At 65.1% G+C, this 19,802-nt stretch carries 17 protein-coding genes; 9 read left to right on the forward strand and 8 right to left on the reverse strand.

All coding sequences use genetic code 11. The features are described 5' to 3' along the window. Positions 1–284 precede the first annotated feature (284 nt). The 3 genes from K8I61_06955 to K8I61_06965 all read left to right on the forward strand — a co-directional run bounded on the left by K8I61_06955 (position 285) and on the right by K8I61_06965 (position 4,188). Positions 285–1,484: a hypothetical protein gene (locus K8I61_06955; GenBank protein ID MBZ0271758.1), complete on the forward strand. Its 1,200-nt coding sequence runs from the start codon at positions 285–287 to the stop codon at positions 1,482–1,484. 167 nt (positions 1,485–1,651) lie between these two features. Next, on the forward strand, positions 1,652–2,401 hold the full coding sequence (locus K8I61_06960; GenBank protein ID MBZ0271759.1) for a hypothetical protein: 750 nt from the start codon (positions 1,652–1,654) through the stop codon (positions 2,399–2,401). A gap of 161 nt (positions 2,402–2,562) precedes the next feature. Then, positions 2,563–4,188 (forward strand): hypothetical protein, encoded by a 1,626-nt coding sequence (locus K8I61_06965; protein MBZ0271760.1) that lies wholly within the window; start codon positions 2,563–2,565, stop codon positions 4,186–4,188. Between the two features lie 143 nt (positions 4,189–4,331). Here the strand turns inward: K8I61_06965 and K8I61_06970 are convergent, their stop codons facing one another. The 4 genes from K8I61_06970 to K8I61_06985 form a co-directional block, all read right to left on the reverse strand. Then, positions 4,332–5,123 (reverse strand): fumarylacetoacetate hydrolase family protein, encoded by a 792-nt coding sequence (locus K8I61_06970; GenBank protein ID MBZ0271761.1) that lies wholly within the window; start codon positions 5,121–5,123, stop codon positions 4,332–4,334. Beyond that, positions 5,123–5,962, reverse strand: coding sequence for a 4-hydroxy-tetrahydrodipicolinate reductase (gene dapB / locus K8I61_06975; protein ID MBZ0271762.1), 840 nt, complete (start codon positions 5,960–5,962; stop codon positions 5,123–5,125). The genes K8I61_06970 and dapB overlap by 1 nt, the downstream gene beginning before the upstream one ends. A 156-nt stretch (positions 5,963–6,118) precedes the next feature. Further along, positions 6,119–7,771 (reverse strand): alkaline phosphatase family protein, encoded by a 1,653-nt coding sequence (locus K8I61_06980; protein MBZ0271763.1) that lies wholly within the window; start codon positions 7,769–7,771, stop codon positions 6,119–6,121. A gap of 170 nt (positions 7,772–7,941) precedes the next feature. Further along, positions 7,942–8,649: a hypothetical protein gene (locus K8I61_06985; GenBank protein MBZ0271764.1), complete on the reverse strand. Its 708-nt coding sequence runs from the start codon at positions 8,647–8,649 to the stop codon at positions 7,942–7,944. Positions 8,650–8,814: 165 nt separating this feature from the next. Here K8I61_06985 and K8I61_06990 point away from each other — a divergent pair, with 165 nt between their 5' ends. Next, positions 8,815–9,780, forward strand: coding sequence for an SGNH/GDSL hydrolase family protein (locus K8I61_06990; GenBank protein ID MBZ0271765.1), 966 nt, complete (start codon positions 8,815–8,817; stop codon positions 9,778–9,780). An 81-nt stretch (positions 9,781–9,861) separates the two neighbouring features. On the opposite strand, the gene amrB is transcribed toward K8I61_06990, so the two are convergent. The 4 genes from amrB to K8I61_07010 form a co-directional block, all read right to left on the reverse strand. Further along, a complete protein-coding gene (gene amrB / locus K8I61_06995; protein MBZ0271766.1) occupies positions 9,862–11,079 on the reverse strand; it encodes an AmmeMemoRadiSam system protein B in 1,218 nt (405 codons plus the stop codon). 230 nt (positions 11,080–11,309) lie between these two features. Beyond that, on the reverse strand, positions 11,310–12,200 hold the full coding sequence (locus tag K8I61_07000; GenBank protein MBZ0271767.1) for a polyprenyl synthetase family protein: 891 nt from the start codon (positions 12,198–12,200) through the stop codon (positions 11,310–11,312). A gap of 6 nt (positions 12,201–12,206) precedes the next feature. Then, on the reverse strand, positions 12,207–12,764 hold the full coding sequence (locus K8I61_07005; GenBank protein ID MBZ0271768.1) for a hypothetical protein: 558 nt from the start codon (positions 12,762–12,764) through the stop codon (positions 12,207–12,209). A gap of 72 nt (positions 12,765–12,836) precedes the next feature. Beyond that, complete coding sequence (locus K8I61_07010; protein MBZ0271769.1) at positions 12,837–13,808, reverse strand: hypothetical protein; 972 nt, start codon at positions 13,806–13,808, stop codon at positions 12,837–12,839. Positions 13,809–14,040: 232 nt separating this feature from the next. Between K8I61_07010 and K8I61_07015 the strand changes: the two genes are divergently transcribed. The 5 genes from K8I61_07015 to K8I61_07035 all read left to right on the forward strand — a co-directional run. After that, the gene (locus K8I61_07015; protein MBZ0271770.1) at positions 14,041–15,396 is read left to right on the forward strand and encodes a TlpA family protein disulfide reductase; all 1,356 of its coding nucleotides are present in this window, start codon (positions 14,041–14,043) and stop codon (positions 15,394–15,396) included. A 140-nt stretch (positions 15,397–15,536) separates the two neighbouring features. Then, positions 15,537–16,859 carry a cyclic 2,3-diphosphoglycerate synthase gene (locus K8I61_07020; GenBank protein MBZ0271771.1) on the forward strand — a complete coding sequence of 441 codons (1,323 nt, stop codon included), beginning with the start codon at positions 15,537–15,539 and terminating at the stop codon, positions 16,857–16,859. 56 nt (positions 16,860–16,915) lie between these two features. Continuing rightward, entirely contained in the window at positions 16,916–17,443 is a 528-nt protein-coding gene (locus K8I61_07025; GenBank protein MBZ0271772.1) for a hypothetical protein, read from the forward strand. Continuing rightward, complete coding sequence (locus K8I61_07030) at positions 17,440–18,648, forward strand: matrixin family metalloprotease (GenBank protein ID MBZ0271773.1); 1,209 nt, start codon at positions 17,440–17,442, stop codon at positions 18,646–18,648. Before K8I61_07025 ends, K8I61_07030 begins: the two co-directional genes overlap by 4 nt. A 74-nt stretch (positions 18,649–18,722) precedes the next feature. Next, a partial coding sequence (locus K8I61_07035; protein ID MBZ0271774.1) for a hypothetical protein occupies positions 18,723–19,802 on the forward strand: 1,080 nt, incomplete at its 3' end.

Genomic DNA, 19,802 nt, shown 5'->3' on the forward strand with positions numbered 1-19,802 from the left:
CACTTCCCGTCGCGTCATGGCTTTGGCCTCGCGGGACAGGGCGTTGGATGAGTGCTGCATCGCACCCGTTTAAACCTCCCCGCCGGAAATCCGGACATCTACTCCCGCTTATACCAAGGACATCTTCCCCGCTTCGTACAGCCACGACGCCATCGGCTTGACCTTGCGCCGCTCAGACGCGACAATTCCGGCAACTCATATGTTGATTTGCGCGCTCGTTTACGGGCGAATCACCCGGTTGGGGCGGGTTTCCATACCAATGCGGGGGCGCAGGAGGGACGAAGATGCCGATAGAGAGATGGCCAATTCTCATGTTTACGCTAGCGATTCTCGTATTGGGCGCCAGCCTGACGGGCTTTTCCGGCGATGATGGGGGACCCGTGACTGCGGCGCCGGTCGATTCGGATTTCGACGATGACGACTTCGACGACGACGACTTCGACAGCGAAGAGGTCGTGGCGGGAGACGACGACTGCGTCGTCGTATGGGACCAGACCGCCAACCTCGCGGTTAACGGGGTCGTCGATCAGGATTTCGAGGTCGCTTACAACGCATACGACACGTTCATCATGGACGACTTTACGGTGCCCGGCGGGCAGACGTGGGTTCTTAACGAGATCGAAATCATCGGATCCACCGGCAACCTGACCCTCGCGACCGGGCTCGTTTGCGGGATCTGGGGAGACGCCGCGGGCGTGCCCGACGGATGGCCTGTTTACGGCGCCGCGGCGGACTGGACGCAGTCGAATCTTCCGGTATCGCCGCAGATCACGCTTTTCGATTCAAACACCGATTTCATCATGAGCGTCAGTTCCCCGCCGACGCTGACCCCTGGAACCTATTGGCTAAGTTGCTATCCCGAAATGGCGTTTCTCGTCGGGGGCCAATGGTATCTCGAGAGATCGACCGATTCGTTCGGCGCCGAGGCGCAAGGCATCAATCCCGGCAACGGCTTTGGGTTTGGAACGTCGTTTTTTGATGTGTCGTTAATTGGTGACGGTAGCACGGACGTCGCGTTTTCGCTGTGCGTGAGCTCGACGACCACGACCACGACCACGACAGTCGCGACGACGACCTCCACGACCGTGCCAACCACCACAACGACGACAGCGCCGACCACGACCACGACGACTGGCGCCACGACCACGACCGGTGGCACGACAACGACGACCGGCGCCACGACCACGACAGGCGCGACGACGACGACCGGCGCCACAACGACCACCGGCGGTTCGACAACGACAACGACGATCCCCGGCGATGACGATGACATGGACGACGATACCGCCGACGACGACACCGCGGCCGATGACGATATGGATGACGACATGGATGATGACGCTACCGACGACGACGCGACAGACGACGACGCGACAGACGACGACGCGACCGATGACGACGATGACGACGATGACGATGCGATCGACGACGACGACGACGACGACGACGACGATGACGATGACGGTTGCGGCTGCGGCTGCTGACCGGCGCTAACCAAGACATTCAAAGCGCCCCGCGCGGCCTCGGCTGCGCGGGGCGCTTTTCTGTTTCGATCCCGTGGCAAACGCGCGGCGGTTTCGCGGAAACGATTGACGCCGGCCCCGCGCGGATTCATCGTGGGCGCATCGACTTTCCGCGCGGGGGATACACCATGGACAAGGCGGCGAAACTGCTTGTCGCGGCATCGATGCTTATCGCGTTCGCCGGTTTTGCGAGCGCGCAGGACGACGCGTGCGTCGCGCTTTGGGATCAGCCGTCCGCTGCGGCCGACGCCGGATTTCTGTCGCAGGACTATCCGCCCGCGAGCGACGCGCTCGACGTTTTCGCCATGGACGATTTCGAAATTCCGTCGGGTGACGAATGGACGATCGAACGGGTCGCCGTCGTCGGTAACCAGGCGTCCCCGCCATTGACGAGCGCCAATCTGATCGTCTGCGGAATCTGGAACGATGACGGCGGCGTTCCGGACGGATACCCCGTCTACGGAGGCGCGGGCGCGTGGACGCAGTCGAACGCGCCGGCCGATGCCGCGATCACGCTGTCGAACGCGGACGTCAGCTTCACGATGGTCCTCGACGCACCGCCGACGTTTTCGGGCGGCACGTATTGGCTCTCGTGCTACGCGGTGCTCGATGGCGTTTTTGGCGACTGGTATTGGGAAACGGCCGATGCCTCGTTCGGCGCCATCGCCAAGCTCATCAATCCCGGCGGCGGGCATGGCGCGGGATCGGACTTCTTCGACGTCACGGAGGTCGGATCGGCGACCGACGCGGCGTTTTCGCTGTGCGGGCAGACAACCGGGGGAAGCGACGACGACGACGCGAACGGCGACGATGACGGCGGCGGCGATGACGGCGATGATGATGACGACGACGACGGCGGCGGTTGCTGTGGCGGCTGACGAGGCTGCCGTTACCGCGAATCGATGGCGTGATGCGAAAGACCGCCGCGGTTGTGCGCGCCTTGCTTGACAGCGCCCGCCCGCGCTGAAACACTTTTTCGATCGGGCATCAGGGGCTGTCGCGACGTGGCGCGGTTTGTCGCGCGGCGCGGGGAGGGATCATGAAATCCGCCATGGCGGCGATCGCCGTCGCGATCGCACTGACGACGGCCGGCGCGGGCTACGCGGCCCCGGCGGCGAGCACCGGCTCGGTCACGGACTGGTTCGGCGAAACCTTCGAGCCGCCGGTCGCAAGCGGGGTTGACGGGCCGTGGACGCAGGGCGTGTCCACAACGTATTACTACATGGACAACGCGACGGTTTCGAACGGGGCGTCGTTGTTCAACTTCAGCGGCTTCGATTATTTCACCTACTATTTTTTGGGAGTCTCGGGAGGCACGGTCGAACAATTCACGGCGGGCACGTGGACGCCGCGGCAATTTTCGTCCGACTTTCTGGATTACACGGTGCGCGCCGCGCAAATCGGCAACGAGGTCTTCATCAGCGCGGGATCGATCAACGGCGTGACGGCGCCGGGCGCGAACAAGTTCTACAAATACAACACCTCGACGAACACCTGGACGAACACCCTCGCGACGGTGCCCAACGGACGCACGTGGGGACCGCAGCTCGTCGCGCTCGGCGGCTACATCTACATGGTCGGCGGCGGCGATCTGTCGAGCGGATTCGTGCCGTCAAACCAACTGCTGCGTTACGACCCCATCGGCAACACCTGGCTCGCGCGCGCGAACATGCCGGGGGCGCGCGGATTCCACTGCGCGTTCGGATACAACAACAGCATCTACGTCGTCGGCGGCAACAACGGCGCGGCGCTTGCCACGGGATACATTTACGACGTTTCCGCCAACACGTGGTCGAATGACACCACCAGCCTGCCGGCGGCGCGTTGGGCGCAGGGGTGCGTTCAGGCCGGCGGATCCGGGGAGGTCTTCATCGTCGCGGGTGGCGTCGACGCGTCGGACGCCTTGGCGACGAATTCCTACATCCGAAACATCGCGGCGGGCGGCGGATGGACCGATTTCGGCACGATGTTCCTTTCCATCTACCGCACATCGGGAGCGGCGATCGGGAATACGGCGTACGTCGTCGACGGGTCGAGCGGAGGGTTCAACGACGTGAAAACGGTTCAGCAAAGCCCGATCCCGACGACAACCACCACCACACCGACGACCACAACCACAACCACAACCACAACGACAACCACAACCACAACGACAACGACAACCACCACCACAACCACGACGACGACATCGTCTTCGACGACCACAACGGCCGGCACGACAACGACGACCGCGCCGACGACGACCACGACAGCCGGTACGACGACGACAACCGCGCCGACGACGACCACGACGGCCGGCACGACAACGACAACCGCGCCGACGACAACCACCACGGCGCCCTCGACCACGACGACGACCGCCGGCTCCACAACGACCACAACCTCGCCGGGCACCACCACGACAACGGCTCCGGGTACGACGACGACTTCCGTCCCCGCAACCACGTCGACAACAACGACGACGCAACCCGCCGACGATGACGACGATGCGGACGACGACACGTTGCCCGATGATGACACCGGCGATGACGACACCGACGGCACGGGCGACGACGATACGGGAGGCATGTTCGACGACGATTTCGCCGGCGACGAAGAACCGACGGACGACGACGACGAAGGTGGCGAGGAGCTTTCCGGCGGCCAGGGAGGATGCGGCTGCTAGAACGCGAAAAGAGAAAAACAGAAAAGAGAAAAGAGAGCGCGCCGCCCGAATCCGCGGCGCGTTTCATTTCCAGCGCCTCCGCGTCTTCGCGCCTCCGCGTGAACAAAATGAAATCCGCGAAATCGGCGCAATCCGCGGATAGACTACTCTTCGTCAACCACCGGGTTCGTCAGCGAGCCGATGCCCTCCACGGTCACCGTCACCTCGTCGCCCGCCAGAAGCGGCGAGACGCCCTCGGGCGTACCCGTCGCAATGACGTCGCCCGGATACAGCGTCATGACGCGCGTGATGTGCGCGATGAGCGCGGGCACGCCAAAGATGAGATCGCTCGTGCGTCCGTCCTGGCGCTTTTCGCCGTTGACCCACGCCTCGACGCCGGCGTCGGTCGAATCCAGCCCGGTTTCGATCCACGGCCCCATCGGGCAAAACGTGTCGAAGCTTTTGGCTCGCGAGAATTGCACATCGCGCCGTTGCAAATCGCGCGCGGTCACATCGTTCAGACAGGTGTAGCCCAGCACGACCGACAACGCCTCCTCGGGCGGCACGTTTCGGCACGTGCGCGCGATGACGATGGCGATCTCCGCCTCGTGATCGACGCGCTCGGAGATCGCCGGCCGCACGATCGGATCGCCGGGGCCGATTACGGCGGACGGCGCCTTGAGGAAAATGAGCGGCTCTTTCGGCAGGTCCGCGCGCCCCATTTCCCTGGCGTGCGCGGCATAATTGACGCCGACGCAGACGATCTTCGACGGAACGCACGGCGACAAAAGCCGTACACGCGAAAGCGAAACCGCGCCGTGACCGGTGCGCGACGCGGTGATCGCCGCAAGATGGTCGGTCTCGGCGATGAACGGGTTTTGCACCGGATAGACGCGCCCGTCCTCGACCAGGCCGAATCCCTTGTAGTCCTCGTGGTGATAACGCGCGATGCGCATCAGGACAGCCCCAGCACGTCGCGCATGTCGTGGATGCCGGGCTCCTGCTTTTGCAGCCAGAGCGCCGCGCGGATCGCGCCGCGCACGAACGTCAGCCGGCTCGTCGCGCGATGGCGCAACATGATTTGCTCCCCCTCGCCCAGGAATTGCACCTCGTGCTCGCCGACGACATCGCCGCCGCGAACAGCGTGCAGGCCGATCTGCCCTCCCGGCCGCGCGCCGACCACGCCCTCGCGCCCGTGGACGTAAGCGCCCTCGTCCACGCCGATCGCCCGCGCCACCGACCGGGCGAGCGTCAATGCGGTGCCCGACGGCGCGTCCGCCTTGTGGCGGTGGTGCGTCTCCACGATCTCCACGTCGAAATCCTCGCCGAGCGCGCGCGCCGCGCGAAACGCCAGCGCGTTAAGCAGCGTGACGCCGGTTGAAAAATTCGACGCGAACACGGTGCGCGTGCGCGCGGCGATCTCGCGGAATTCGGCAAGCTGCGCGGGCGACATGCCGGTCGTGCCGCACACGAACGGCAGGCCCGCGTCCGCGCAGATACGCGCGTGCGCCAGCGACGCCTCCGGATGCGTGAAGTCGATGACGGCATTGGCGCCCATGCCCGCGACGCGCAAATCGGGCTCGAGCGCCACGTCGATGGCGCGGCCGAAAAGCGCGGTTCCGACATCCTTGCCGATGTCCGCGTGCGCCGCGTGCTCGGTGGCGCCGACGAGTTCAAATCCCGGATTGCCCGCGAGATATTCGACGAGCATCCGCCCCATGCGGCCGGCCGCGCCGCATACCGCCGCGCGCAGGATGGGCTTTTCCGGTGTTTCGTGTTCGAGTTCGAAGGTCATGTCAGACCCGCTTCCGTTCGGTTGCGGTTCGTCTCGCGGAATATTTCATGTCGTCCATCATGTCCATATCGTCCATCGTGTCCATGATGTCCATTGCCGGCCGCACGATTTTCGGAAACCGCGATTCCACTCCGTCCTCAATCCTCGATCCTCGTTCTACCCCAGATATCCCAGACCCCGCAGCCGATCGAGCACCGCTGTCATCTGCGCGGCGGTCGGCGCGTCGCGCGCCTCGATAACGCGCGCCGCCACCGGTGCGCCCGCGCGCGGCGGATGTTCGGCCAGCGCGTCCTCGCGCAAAAGCGCGCGAGCCGGCGGCGCGTCGAGGTTCATCGGAATCGGCGCGTCCAGCAGGTACAGAATCGTCGGCGCGATCTCGAGGATGTGCGCGTCGATATCGCGTGCGTTCGCGATGCGCGGCCCGACGCCGGCGACGATCCCGTGCAGGCGATGGTTTCCCGTGTGACCGACGACGACGGGCCCGACAAGCGACGTTGAGCGAAATTCCGTGGCGCCGCGCGTCATGTAGGCGTAATCGCGAAACGCCACCACGATATCCGGCGCGCATTCCAGATGCGGGCCCCAATAGAGTTCCTCGCGCCGCGCGACAAACGAGGTCAGCGGCGCGCCGTCCCCCGGATGCACGAGATCCGCGAGCCTCGGCGCCAATTCGTCGCGCAATTCCTCGTATTCGCGCCCCGGCGCGACGATGCCCTCCGGCTCGCGCCCCGCGAGGTTGATCCAGACCTGCCCGAACAAGCCCGACGAAAACGCACGCGTGCGTGACCAGTCGACCGTCGCCCATGACTTGTAGCGCGCATCGACGAGCCCGCGCCGGATCGCGCCGTCGTCGTCCGGCAGCGGTTCGGGCGCGCGGCCGTCGTCCAGGCGCCGGTGCCACGCGTGGCGCGGATCGATGCCGTCGGGTGGCGAATGCGTCGACGCGGCCGCCGCGCGGATCTTGTCGGGATCGAAGGCGAGATACCCCGCCTCGGCCAAGAAGGCGTTGAGATACACGTCGCCGCGAAGGTCGCCGAAACCGTGGTCGGACACGACGAGCATATGGTCGTCCGGCCCAAGGCGAGCGAGGTAATCGCCAACGCAGGCGTCGAGCCGCCGCGCGGTCTCGAAGATTGCGTCGCCGAAACCGCCAAGCGCGCCCGGGGTTGCGCGATGCTCCGCCGTCATGTCTTCCCAGAACGCGTGCTGCGCGCGATCGAGCGCAACGTACACCGGGAAGAACAGGTCGGGCTTGCGCTCGTCGAACATCGCGAGGGCAGCCTCGTGCCGCGCGTTCAGCATCGCGAACAGGTCGTCGCAAAAACGCGCGCGGTCCTCGTACCAATGGACCATGACGTCGATGACCCAGCGTTCGAGCACCGATCGAAGGTCCGGCGGATAAAACGCGCCGGGCGCGTTAAGCGACGGCGTGTGCATGCCGCCGACGGCAAATCCGCGAACATCCGCGACAGGATACGACAGCGGAACATTCAGCGCGCCGCTGGTGAAGGGATCCGGCAGGGTCTCGAAGATCGTCGGAAATCGCCGGTCGCGGCTGGTGACAAGGCGCACATCGTAGCTGCCGGGTTCGCGCGCGCCGAAATCGAAGATTCCGTGCCGACCGGCGTTCACGCCCGTGGTCATGGTCGTCCACGCCTGCGGGGTCAGCGGATGGATGGTCGATTCGAGGCGGCCGTGCGCGCCGCGTTCGAGGATCGACCTCAGATGCGGCAGGTGTCCGTCGCGCGCCCACGGGAAAAGGAGATCCGGATCGGCGCCGTCCATGCCGAAAACGATGACGCGGCCCATTGCGATTGCCCCCGGCGCCGGTCGCGGCGCGGAACACGGAACGGAATCCGCAGATTACGCAGATTGCGCGGATTTGTTGAGAGCGGCCGGCGCGCCCGCCACGCGCGCAAAAAAACGCGCCGCCTGTTTCCGGGCGGCGCGTCCTCTTTTCTATTTTCTATTTCCTCGCCTTAACAGCCGCACCCGTCGTCGTCGTCATCGTCGTCATCGTCGTCGTCATCATCATCGTCGTCGTCATCATCGTCATCGTCGTCGTCATCATCGTCACCGTCGGTGTCGTCGTCGGTCGGTTCGCCGCCGATATACGCGGTGCCCTGCACGAACTGGTTGGAGTCGGCCGTGATGCGATAGTCGAAGCCGTCTGTCGCCTCGGCGTCCGTTGTCGCCATGAACGCGAATTCGAGCGTCTCGCCCTCACGCACGTCGCCGTACGCTTCGGAGGAGATGCCCGTCGAATACTGCCAACGGATACCGATCGCGGTATCGTCGTCGAGCAGCCGCTCGGACGTCCACTGGCCGCCGTGCAGGGGATCGGGATCGGCGATCTCCGATGCGTTCACGTCGTAACCGGTCGTCGGGAGGAAGAGATCGACAATCTCGACCCAATGCTGCGACGAGGTGGCGGACGTGGTATTGGAAACGACGAAATCGAACTCGTACTTCACGTTCGGGTTCAAAAGAACGGGAGAGGTGAAATCGAGCTCTGCCGAAAACTCGCCGGGCGTCGCGTCATCGTCGCCCGCGTCATCGTCCGCCGACGTGTCGTCATCGTCGGCCGTGTCGTCGTCGGCCGCGGAATCGTCATCCTGCGCGAGCGCGGCGACCGGGAACGCGCAGGCGAGCAAAAGCACAAGTCCAATGGTGGTCATCAAACGCACGGGGGAACCCTCCTTCCCAACTCGAATCATCGTGGCGGCGAGAATGCACACGCGCCGCACGTATCCGTCCATTGCGGATAAGCGCGTCATTTATATCCTTGCCCCGCATGTTGACGCAAGAGGGGGTTATTTGACCGCCGAAACGACCGTGCGGGAGGTCCGCGGGTGAGGCGCCGGGCGATCTTCACGCTCGCGGCGGTGGCCGCGGCTTTGCTTTTCGCCGAGGCCGCGTTGCGCGCCGCCGGCATTCCCGCCCCGGAACCGCCGGCGTTCCGCCTGAATCCGCTGGCCAGCCCCAATCTGTACGAGCCCGATCCGCGCCGTTTCTGGCGGCTTGTCCCCGGCGGCGAAGAGGATGGCGAACTCGTCAATGTGGACGGGTTTCGCGGAGACCGCGTGCCGGTCAAACGCCGCGACGGCGTTCCGCGCATCATTCTCGCCGGTGATTCGGTTGTTTACGGATTTCGATTGCCCGACGAGCAGACGATCGGCGCGCATCTGTCGCGCGAGTTATCCGCGCGCGGCGAGGTCGAGGTGCTGAACGCGGGGGTCGTCGGGTACAGTTCGCTTCAGACGCGGCGCTACCTCGAAGGCCTCATGCCGAAATACCGTCCCGACGCGGTGATCGTGTACGTCGGCTGGAACGACTGGTCGGACGCCGCGCGCGTGCCGGATTCGCGCCTGCCGGCGCCCTCCCCGCTGCGCTGGCGCATCGACCGCATCGGAGCGCGTTCGCGAATCTACGCGCTGCTGCGCGCGATAGCCAAGCCAGCGCCCGTGCCGCACGAGCGCCCGGGCGCGCCGGTTCCGCGCGTGTATCGCGCGGAGTACGAAGCGAATCTGCGCGCGATCGACCGTCTCGCGCGCGAGAACGGCGCCGCCGCGTATTTCGCGAAGCCCGTCGCGGTCGACAACGGATGCGTCGCGGCGGGAGCATACACGCCGCCGAAAAGCCTTGCGGTCATCGATGTACCGGCGATTTTCGATGGCGCATGCGGCGCCAGGGCGTCGTCGCTGTTCCCCGACGGCGCGCATCCGTCCCCGCGCGCGGCTTTGATGATCGCCAACCGGTTTGCCGACGCGCTTAAAAAGGAGCCGCAAACGGAGCCGCGACCGTCACGGAGCGGGTGATACCTCCCCATTATTGCGCTCGCGAATGCACCCGCTCCCTGACGGTCGCGGCCCTGACATCGCAACGCGCGCCCGGCGCGGCTACCGGGCGCGCCGGGAGGCGAGCGCGGCGTAACTCACAAGTCCCTGCCCGTCCTTATCGACCCACTGGTCATGGGCCAAAAGCGTGAACGGCGTGCCGCAGGCCGACGCGACAACGTAGATCGGCGTCAGCCCGCAGACCTTGCGCACGTCCTTTTCCTCGACAACGTAACGCACGAAACCCTCCGGCTCGCCGCGCGTGAGCGGATCGAGCATGTCGAGGTCGCGTTCGCGATTGATCGCCGCCTTAGTGTCGTCAACGCGAAACGGATCGTTGAACATCGGGCCGACGTGCGCGAGGTCCGCGGACGCGATGATCGCGGCGTCATCGTTGCCTTCAAGCACGCCCGCGCACGCGGATGCCAGGGCGGCGAGCGACTCCTCCGTCTCCTCGTCCTCGGTGCCTTCCACCAGATGCCTTGCGCCGCCGACGAGAATTGGAACGATGCGGATGTCCGGCCGCAAATACGCGAGCATCACCGCGGGCAGTTCGATGGAGTGCTCCGCGCGATGCGGTAATTCGTCCTCGAACGGATCGAGCGGAAGCTGCGCCGCGATTTCCTCGGCGAGGTCGATATCCGTCCGCATCAGCGCGAACGGCGTCGCGAAATGCTTGCGCGTCATTGAAACCGGCTGCTTGTGCGGCTGATGGTTTGTCCCGACGATCACCGCCGTGCGCCCGCGAAACGAACGCGCGAACTCGGCGTACGCGTGCGCCCAAACCGCGCCGCCCCGGATGAAATCGATGTGCGGCGCGATCAGGGCCGCGAGGTCGTTTCGCTCCGTCCGGATATCGGCGCCCACGGGATAGCCCGCGTCGCGGAAGTGCGTGTCGAGGATGTTGCGAAGCTCGTCCCAGGCCTCTTTTTCACGCCCCGGCGTGGCGTAATCGAAAAGCGCCGACGGGCGGATCGGCGATTCGTACCACTTCTTGTCCACCTGTTCGCGTCGCATCTGAAAACGCGCGTTGTCCAGGTAGAAGTGCCGATCGAGCACCGAGATGAGGCGCTCGACATCTTCGGCCGGCAGCGGATGACGCGCTTGCTCCTCGAAATCGTGGGCCAACGCCCCAAGCGGCGTGCGCCCGTCGAAATGCGACACAAGGAAAAGGCCGGTGCGGTCGAGCGTGATCATCGCGCTCGCGTAGCGCTGCGGATCCTTGAGCGAGATCATCGAGCGCCCCTCGACCTCGACCGGGACGGGTTCGACGTGACGCATGCGGGGAAGCGGATCGGAGAGTGAAAGCGCCATGGGGGAAAGAGTAATGAGGAAACAGGAAATAGGAAACAGGAGATGGAAAATAGTTCGAACACGGAGCCACGCGTGAGTGGCATCGCATTCTCGCGAAGCGATGGACGATGGGTCAATTCAGTCCATCAGGTCCATCAGGTTGTCTGTCCCATCGAATCCGGGAGCGCGTTTCGGCGTACGCTTTTTCGGCGTCGACGTTACCTGTCGCGATTGACGATGTACCGCGCCAGGTCGCGTAGCGGTTTGGCCGCGGCGCCGAAGCCGGCGATTTCGGCGAGCGCCGTGTCGAGCCGTTCCGCCGCGCGGCGGCGCGCGCCGTCAAGGCCCAGCAGCGCGGGGAACGTCGTCTTGCCGGCCTCGGCATCCGTGCCGGTCCCCTTGCCTAATTTTTCCGCGTCGCCCGTCACGTTCAGCACGTCGTCCGCGATCTGAAACGCCAGGCCAATGGCGTCGCCAAAGCGGGCCAGGGCCTCCTCCTTCGCGCGCGGCGCGCCCGCCGCAATCGCCCCCGCGCGCACGGACGCGGAAATCAGGACAGCGGTTTTCATCCGGCAGATCAGCGTGACGCGCTCGATATCGACGGTCTTGCCGGTCGATTCGATATCCAGGCTCTGCCCGCCGATGACGCCGCGCCAGCCGATCGCGTCGGCCAATAGCGCGACGATGCGCGCGGCGCGATCCGCCGGGAAAAGGCCGTCCGCCGTCGCGCGCGCCACAATTTCGAAAGCCAGCGAAAGCAGGCCGCAACCCGCGAGAAGCGCCTGCGCCTCGCCAAAGACCTTGTGGTTTGTCGGCCGGCCCCGGCGGAAATCGTCATCGTCCATCGCGGGAAGATCGTCGTGGATCAGCGTGTAGGTGTGGGCCAGTTCCAATGCGCAGGCGACGGGCATCGCCGTTTCGGCCGTGCCGCCAACCGCTTCGCACGCCGCGATGGCGAGCACCGGGCGCACGCGCTTGCCGCCCGCGAGCAGGCTGTAGCGCATGGCCTCCTGCAGGCGGCCGAACGGACCGGGATCGCCGCCGGTGCACGCGTCGAGCGCGTGTTCCACCAGACGCGCCCGGGCGTCGAGGTATTCGCGAACGCTCATCGGACGCTACGCGGTGTCGTCGTCCGCCGTGTCGTCGTCGGCGGTATCGTCATCGGAGGTATCGTCATCCGCGGCGTCGTCGTCGTCCGCGGCGTCGTCGTCCGTCGTGTCGTCATCGGCGGTGTCGTCATCGCCGAGCGCGCGGGAATCGACCTGGAAAATCGAGGAGTCAAATCCCTTGATGCACCCGCTTTCGTGATCCGCGACAACGCGGAAAAAGAGATTGCAAACGTTCTCCTTGCACAGATCGACGCCCTCGAACGAGCGGAGAAAACGGCGCGAATCCGAGTCGCTTTGCACGAGGTCGAACGCCTTGCCGGTGCCCCGGCCGTCGGAGGTCAGAAGCTCCGCGCGGATGCGATCGACGCCGCGGTTGTCGCTATCGCCGGACAGAAGGACGAAAAGCTCGTAGAGCGTCTCGTGATCGCCGCTCTCCGGATAGATCTGAAAATCGGCGAACTCCGGGCACTCGGGCTCGCTATCTTTTTTTTCGCCGCAGCCGGCCGCGACAAGCGCGACAACGGCAAGGCAGACGATCGGCCACAAACGCAATAACACACGCATTTCCGCGCCTCCACGAAACGGCACCGGAGTTTGCCGCGCGGGAAGCGGAAGATCAAGGACGCGCGTGGGCGCTCAATTCGCGGGCGGCGGCCAGATGCGGCTCGCGCAGTCAGTGCAATCCATGCCGTAGTCGCAAACGCTGGTGCTCGATCCCGTGCCGCCATCGTCGCAGGAGTCGTTATTCGAAAGGAAGCACGAATCGTCGCACGCAAACGAGGCGATCGCCTGGCGATATCGCGCGTTATCGACGTATATCGTATTCGCGCTCGTCGGGGCGGTCAGGACGAACCAGATTTCCGCTAGGAACATGGCGTCGAACATGAACGGCGTATCCTCGGCACAAGGGACATCGTCGATGAGCGTCGTGGAGCGAAACAGGATGGGATCGAGCTCCACGCGCAGGCGGAACCACTCGTTAAAGCCCGGTCCGGGACATTCTGCCGACTCGATGCTGTCTCCGTCGTCGTAGAGAACGCGAAACGCGTCCGTGAAGATGTCCCAGTAGAACTCGTACACCTGACGCAGCTCGTTGCCGAGCGAACCGGTCGAATAGATTCGCACCGCGGCGACTTCGTCGATCGTGAAATAAAGATCGGCCTCCAGCGTCGCGGCGAAAGTGGGCGCCGATCCGGTATGGCGCGTCACGTAGGTATAGTCGCCCGGACCGTCGCCCTTGGTGATTTCGACAAGGCGTCCGAACGGCGCCTTGGCGGGAAACGCGTCCGTGACGATCGCCTCGCTCGACGAGCCCGACGCCTCGACGATCCACGGATCGGCCGGCGGCTCGCCGACGGTCATCGTATCGAAGTTTTCGTCGAAGACCGTCTCCAGGGTGTCGTCATCCGCGGCGTCGTCGTCCCCGCCACTATCGTCATCGCCCGAATCGTCATCGTCCGAGTCGTCGTCGGAAACGTCGTCATCGGAGCTATCGTCGTCCCCGCCGCCGCCGTCATCGTCGTCATCGCCGTCGCCGCACCCACAACCCGGCGCGGCCAACGCAAGCGAAATCACAAGAAACCAGAGAAGCGTCCCGTATCCGCGCATTGTCACCCCCCGATGGTACGAACGAGATTGTATCGTTGTTCCCGATCGCCTGAGAATGGTTCCCGCGACCCTTCGCCGGGCTCATTGGCCAAACGCGATTTTCGGCTGTTTTTGGCGAAATCGATCCCGCCCATTCCGATTGACGTGCACGCGGATAATCGACAGAATTATGCGCTTTTCAAACACGCCGGTCAGTCCAATCGGGCTTTCGGGAGAGGGTAGCATCATGCTGATGACCGATCGATCGGAGCACGCGCGCACGCGCCTGTTCCTCCTGTTCCTTCTTGTCACGATTTCCTCGTTTTCGCTCGTGGCCGCGGCGGGCTGCGGCTGCGGAGACGACGATGACGACGACGACGATGATGACGATTCGTCGTCGGCCGACGCCCAAACGGCTTGCGACAAAATGACGAACTGCCCCGACGTTGCGTCGGCTCTCGCCATCGGCGACATGGACGGTTGCCTGGATTCGCTTGGATCGATGGATGATGCCACGGTCGGGTGCGCGGCCCAGGCCGGCGATTGCGCGGCGCTTGGTGCGTGCTTCGGCGTCTCCGGCGACGACGACGACGATGATGACGACGATGACGACGCGGACGACGACGACGCGGACGATGACGATGCGGATGACGATGACGACGAGGGCATTCCGCTGCTGCGTAACGAGAAGACGTACATCTGGGCCTCGAACCCCGCGTTCGACCTTTTCTGGGATTACGTCGACGAGTCGTTCGTCTGGACGGTCGGCAATGCGTTTGACCCGGACTTCGAGCGCGTCGCGTTTTACGCCGGCTGGCGTGATGACGACGAAAATCTCGGCGGCGGCAAGATGTATCTGTCGCTCGACAACGGCGACCCGGAGGAATCCGACCTGTCCGACGAGATCGGCAAGTTCGGCAAGGCGAGCGACCAATATATCGGCCTCGTTCTTGAGGACGACGATATGCTGACCGAGGGTACGCACAAGATCGAGATCTGGGTGACCGACCTTGACGACAACGAGAGCAACCACGTCAGCTTCATTTACAAGATCGAACGCGGCCTCCAGGGCGCGATCGGTTCGACGTTGGGCGATTTCACCAAGCGCGGCTTCCAGGCCGATCCGCCGGTCAAGGCAACCGGGACTTACCGCGATTTCACGCGCTCGGAGTTCGCGGGCAAGATCCTCGTCATCACAAGCATGACGATGTGGTGCCCGCCGTGCGACGCCGAGGCACCGCAACTCGACACCTTGCAGGCCGACTACGGCGAGGACGTCCAGGTTCTGTCGATGGCGCTCGAGGATCCGTACGGGACCATCGTGGACGACGAGGACCTGGAAAACTGGACGCTCTACCACTACGCGGTCCCGCCCGAGCATCCGGATTTCTTCGGCAATCGCGACGCGCAGATCCTCGCGCCGCAGATCAACGACGATCCGCGCGTGGACAGTCCTTCGGCGATGGCGGACTTCCAGTTCAACAACTACGTGCCGCAAAACTACATCTTCGACGCGGACCACGTCCTGCGCTTCAAGATCGCGGGCTTCTACCGCCCCTGGTGGGATCTCATCATCGGCGAGCTGCTCGCGGAGCAGGCGGGGAAGTAGAGAGGCAAGGAAGTCTCGCGCACATTCGGGTCAATTCGAACGCCGGTCCGATCGGGCCGGCGTTTTTTCGTGGGCGACACGCGTGCGCCACGCGCGGGGTTTCTGGTAGGCTCTCCCCGGACAACCGGAAGGAGCACGTCATGGCCGAAAGGCGGGTGGTGATCGCGGGCGCGGGCGGACGGGATTTTCACAACTTCAACACCGTGTTCCGGGACGATCCCGCCTCGCGGGTCATCGCGTTTACCGCGGCGCAGATCCCCGGCATCGACGACCGCCGCTATCCACCCCTTCTGGCGGGCGATCGCTACCCCGACGGCGTCCCCATCGTGCCCGAAGCCGATCTGGCGCGGCTCATCACCGGCGAGCGCGCGGACGAGGTCGTGTTCTCCTACTCCGACGTTTCCTTTCAGCACGTGATGACGATGGCAAGCCGCGTCGTCGCGCTCGGGGCCGATTTCCGCCTGCTCGGCGCGCGCGACACGATGCTCCGGTCGAACGTACCCGTCGTTTCCATCGCCGCGGTGCGCACCGGCTGCGGAAAAAGCCAGACCACCCGGCGCGTCGCGAAGATTTTGCGCGAGGCCGGAAAGCGCGTCGTCGCCGTTCGTCATCCGATGCCGTACGGCGACCTGACCAAACAGCGCGTGCAGCGCTTCGCCTCCGAAAACGATCTCGTGACGCACCGATGCACGATCGAGGAACGCGAGGAATACGAGCCGCACATCGCCGCCGGCGGCGTGGTGTACGCGGGCATCGACTACGCCGCGATCCTCGCCGAGGCCGAGAAGGAAGCCGACATCATTCTGTGGGACGGCGGCAACAACGACCTGCCGTTTTTTCTTCCGTCGCTCGAGATCGTCGTCGCCGACCCGCTTCGCGTTGGGCACGAGCGCACCTATCATCCCGGCGCGGCGAACCTTTTCCGCGCCCACGTCGTTATCATCAACAAGGCCGCGACCGCCGGCGCCGAGGCCGTCGGCGCCCTGGCGCGCTCCGTGCGCGAGGTGAACCCGGAGGCGACCATCGTCGAGGCGGCGAGCCCGCTTTTCGTGGACGATCCGGACGCCGTGCGCGGCAAGCGCGTCTTGTGCATCGAGGACGGCCCCACCGTGACGCACGGCGAAATGGGGTATGGCGCGGCGTACCTGGCCGCGAAACGCTTCGGCGCGGCCGAGATCGTCGATCCGCGCCCGTCACTGGTCGGCGACCTGAAACGCGTGTTCGCCGAGTGGCCCCAGCTCACGCGCGTGTTGCCCGCGGTGGGTTACGGCGCCGAGCAGCTTGCCGATCTGTCCGCGACGATCGCGAAGGTTGATTGTGACCTCATCCTCATCGGCACGCCGATCGACCTGTCGCGCCTGGTTTCTTTCGACCGGCCGGCGCTTCGTGTAAAATACGAGCTTCAGGAGATCGGATATCCCGATCTCCCTTCGATTCTGAGGGAGCGGGGGTACCTGTCCTGATCGCCACGAAATTTCGGCGCTCGCGCATCGCGCGGATCGCGCCGGCCGCCATTTTTGTGCTCGCCTTCGCCGGCGCCGCCGGTGCGACGAGTCTTCTGCGCCTTTCCACCGAGCACGTGCTCAAGACCGCGACGACCGTCGTCGCGGGCGAGGTGGTCGCCACCGCCGCGCGGCATCGCGACAAGGCGCCGCAGATCGTCACCGACGTGGCGCTGCGCATCGATATCTCGTTCAAATCCGCGCCGGATCAAACGAAGGCCAAAACGGTCACCTTCACGGTGCCGGGCGGGTTTGACGGCAAAAAGGGCCTCGCCGTTTCCGCCGCGCCGGTGTTCAAGACGGGCGACCGTGTTTTGGTCGCGCTCGAAGGCGACGGCGTCATCGGCGAAAAGCGCGTGGTCGGCTTCAATCAGGGACGATTCGCGATCGTCACCGGCGAGGCCGGCCGTGTGCTTTACGTGCGCGATCCGCTTCGCACGCTGGCCGACAACGAAGACCTCGCCGCCGCCGTCGAGCGCCGTCCCGCCGAAGACAAGCTGACGACGGATGACGTGCGTCGCCTGGCCGCCGGGGACAAGCCGTGAGGCGCGTCCGGATCGTTGTCGCCCTCGCCACGCTTTTCGCCGCCGCCGCGCCGGCTCATGCGTACAAATACACGAAGTGCGCGGGCGTTCCGTGCTTTTGGGACGGCTTTCCCGTCGGGTTTGAAATCTCGCACAACGTCGCCGAACTCTACGGCGATGCACCCGAAGACGCCCAAAACGCGATGCGCCGCTGGAACCATAACCGGCAGACGTTTTGCCAAGTTGAGTTGAACATGGGCGGCATGACGCCGATCGCGTCGTCGGGCGCCGACTTCACGAACGTCATCCACGCCGAACCGGACTGGCCCTACGACAAGCAGGTTCTCGCGGTGACGCAGTGCTTTTACGAATCCACCGGCCGCGTGGTCGATTGCGACATCGCCGTCAATACGCGCGACTGGGGCTGGCACGACGGCCCCGCGGACGGTCACCGGTTCAATTTTTCCGACACGATGACGCACGAGGCGGGGCACTTCTGGGGGCTGGATCATTCGAGCGAAACGTACGCGACGATGTCCGCTTTTTACAACGACAAGACTCTCGCCCGCGACCTGGACGAGGACGACATCCTCGCCAACGCCGACCGCTACTGCGATTCGCCGCTGCCCGCGGATGACGCGCGCGAACCGAACGACTCCGCGCGCGCGACCGGCCCCGCGATCGAGACGGACACGTTCACGGACCTGCGCCTGTACGATACGGATATCTTCCGCGTGAATCTGACCGGCGGCGTATTCCCGAAAGTTTCCGTGAAAGATCGCGACAGCACGCGACGCAAGATCGTGCGCGTCACCGACAAGGACGGAAACGTGCTCGGCTCGACGCGCTGCGACGGCGATTGCGCCGCGGCGCCGATCCGCGAGGCGCCGGACGGCGACGTCGTTCTCGTGTGGCTTGAGACCGACTTTGAAAAAAGCGCGATTTCCACCTCGACCTACGACATCCGCATCGAACTTGTCAGCGACGTGGGTGACGAAGATCTTTTTGACGACGACATCGATGACGAGGACGACGATGCGGGCGGCGACGGTTGCGGCTTCTTCGGTACGACAGTTCCGCCGTCCGCCCCGCCCGGACTGGGGCTCGTCGCGCTGGCGCTCGCGATGTTGGCGATGTTGGCGTCACGCCGCGGGCGGACCGCGCGCGCATCGATCCGCGAGTTCCGGCGAACGCGTGGGTCGTATCGGCACGCGGCGCCCAACTAGCCATAACTCCAAAGGTTTTTGGCGCGACCGGGCTGGCGCGGCCTTGATTTTCGTGGTGTGATAGGCGATTGCTGGTGGGAAATCTCCACGAAAACAAGCACGTGCCGAACGAAACGCGGATGAACGCCGAACTGCAAAGCCTTATCGAGCGCTACCGATCGATGGCGTCGCGCGAAGGAGCGCCGGCACACGCTTTTGCACGCCTGTCCGATGCGTACCGCCACGCCGGGGACACGCGGCTGGCCATCGAAACCGCCGCCGAGGGGCTTCGCCGGCACGCCGGATCGCTGCTCGTGCAGGAGGCGCTCGGCATCGCGCTGCTCGACGCCGACGAGGACGAGGCGGCGGTGCGCGCGCTTGCCCCGGTGGTCGAAAAGCTGCCCGACAACAGCCGCGCCGCGTGTTCGCTCGCCGTCGCGCTGTCGCGTCTTTCGCGTGAGGAACAGGCCATCGCGGCGCTCGATCGCCGGCTTGCGCGCGACAGGTTTGATGGCGACGCGCTTTCGCTTCGCGCCGCGATCCGCGAGGGGCGGCCGCTCGATTACACCCCGGCCGCCGCGCCGATTCCCGCCGCGCCAGCCGAGCCCCCGCCCCCGGAACCGGAGCCGGAAATCGAGGAGGAAGCGGTCGAGGAAAAGCCGAAATGGTCGGCGGTGCCAATGCCGGTCAAGAGAAAAGAGGAAAGAGGTCCGTCGCGGGAGGAAAGAGAAAAGAGGAAAGAGGAAAGAGGGGAATTACCGGTTGTCCCGGTACGTCGGCCTGGCGTTGCACCAAAACCCGCGCCGCCGCCCGCCATCGCGTATCCGCCGCCGATGGTCGTGGAACAAGAGGAAAGAGGCCCATCGCGCGAGGAAAGAGGAAAGAGGAAAGAGGAAAGAGGAGAGTCGCAACGGCCCGTCACGGCGATCGGCGCGGCGCATGACAGGGTACCGCCGGCGACGGTCGCCCAGGTGTCGGCGTCCGTTTCGCAGGGTTCCGCGCAGGGCGGCGCGCTGGACGATTTCGTCGTCCGCAGCGTGGAGGGCCTTTTCGCCGGACGCGACGCCGCGCCGATCGTGCTCGACGATATCCTCTCGCCGCGCCATTTCGAGCCGCCTCCCGCGAAGCCGCCGGCCCGCGCCTCCATCGACGATCTGGATTCGATGATCGACGAG

Source organism: bacterium (genome assembly GCA_019912885.1).
Taxonomy (GTDB): Bacteria; Lernaellota; Lernaellaia; order JACKCT01; family JACKCT01; genus JAIOHV01.

Bases quoted from the DNA above. Each gene is read 5' to 3' on its own strand.
- dapB (MBZ0271762.1), bottom strand. From the start codon at position 5,962: ATGACCTTCGAACTCGAACACGAAACACCGGAAAAGCCCATCCTGCGC.
- K8I61_07000 (MBZ0271767.1), bottom strand. From the start codon at position 12,200: ATGAGCGTTCGCGAATACCTCGACGCCCGGGCGCGTCTGGTGGAACAC.
- amrB (MBZ0271766.1), bottom strand. From the start codon at position 11,079: ATGCGTCACGTCGAACCCGTCCCGGTCGAGGTCGAGGGGCGCTCGATG.
- K8I61_07015 (MBZ0271770.1), top strand. From the start codon at position 14,041: ATGACCGATCGATCGGAGCACGCGCGCACGCGCCTGTTCCTCCTGTTC.
- K8I61_07005 (MBZ0271768.1), bottom strand. From the start codon at position 12,764: ATGCGTGTGTTATTGCGTTTGTGGCCGATCGTCTGCCTTGCCGTTGTC.
- K8I61_07020 (MBZ0271771.1), top strand. From the start codon at position 15,537: ATGGCCGAAAGGCGGGTGGTGATCGCGGGCGCGGGCGGACGGGATTTT.
- K8I61_06960 (MBZ0271759.1), top strand. From the start codon at position 1,652: ATGGACAAGGCGGCGAAACTGCTTGTCGCGGCATCGATGCTTATCGCG.
- K8I61_07010 (MBZ0271769.1), bottom strand. From the start codon at position 13,808: ATGCGCGGATACGGGACGCTTCTCTGGTTTCTTGTGATTTCGCTTGCG.
- K8I61_06980 (MBZ0271763.1), bottom strand. From the start codon at position 7,771: ATGGGCCGCGTCATCGTTTTCGGCATGGACGGCGCCGATCCGGATCTC.
- K8I61_06965 (MBZ0271760.1), top strand. From the start codon at position 2,563: ATGAAATCCGCCATGGCGGCGATCGCCGTCGCGATCGCACTGACGACG.
- K8I61_06955 (MBZ0271758.1), top strand. From the start codon at position 285: ATGCCGATAGAGAGATGGCCAATTCTCATGTTTACGCTAGCGATTCTC.
- K8I61_06970 (MBZ0271761.1), bottom strand. From the start codon at position 5,123: ATGCGCATCGCGCGTTATCACCACGAGGACTACAAGGGATTCGGCCTG.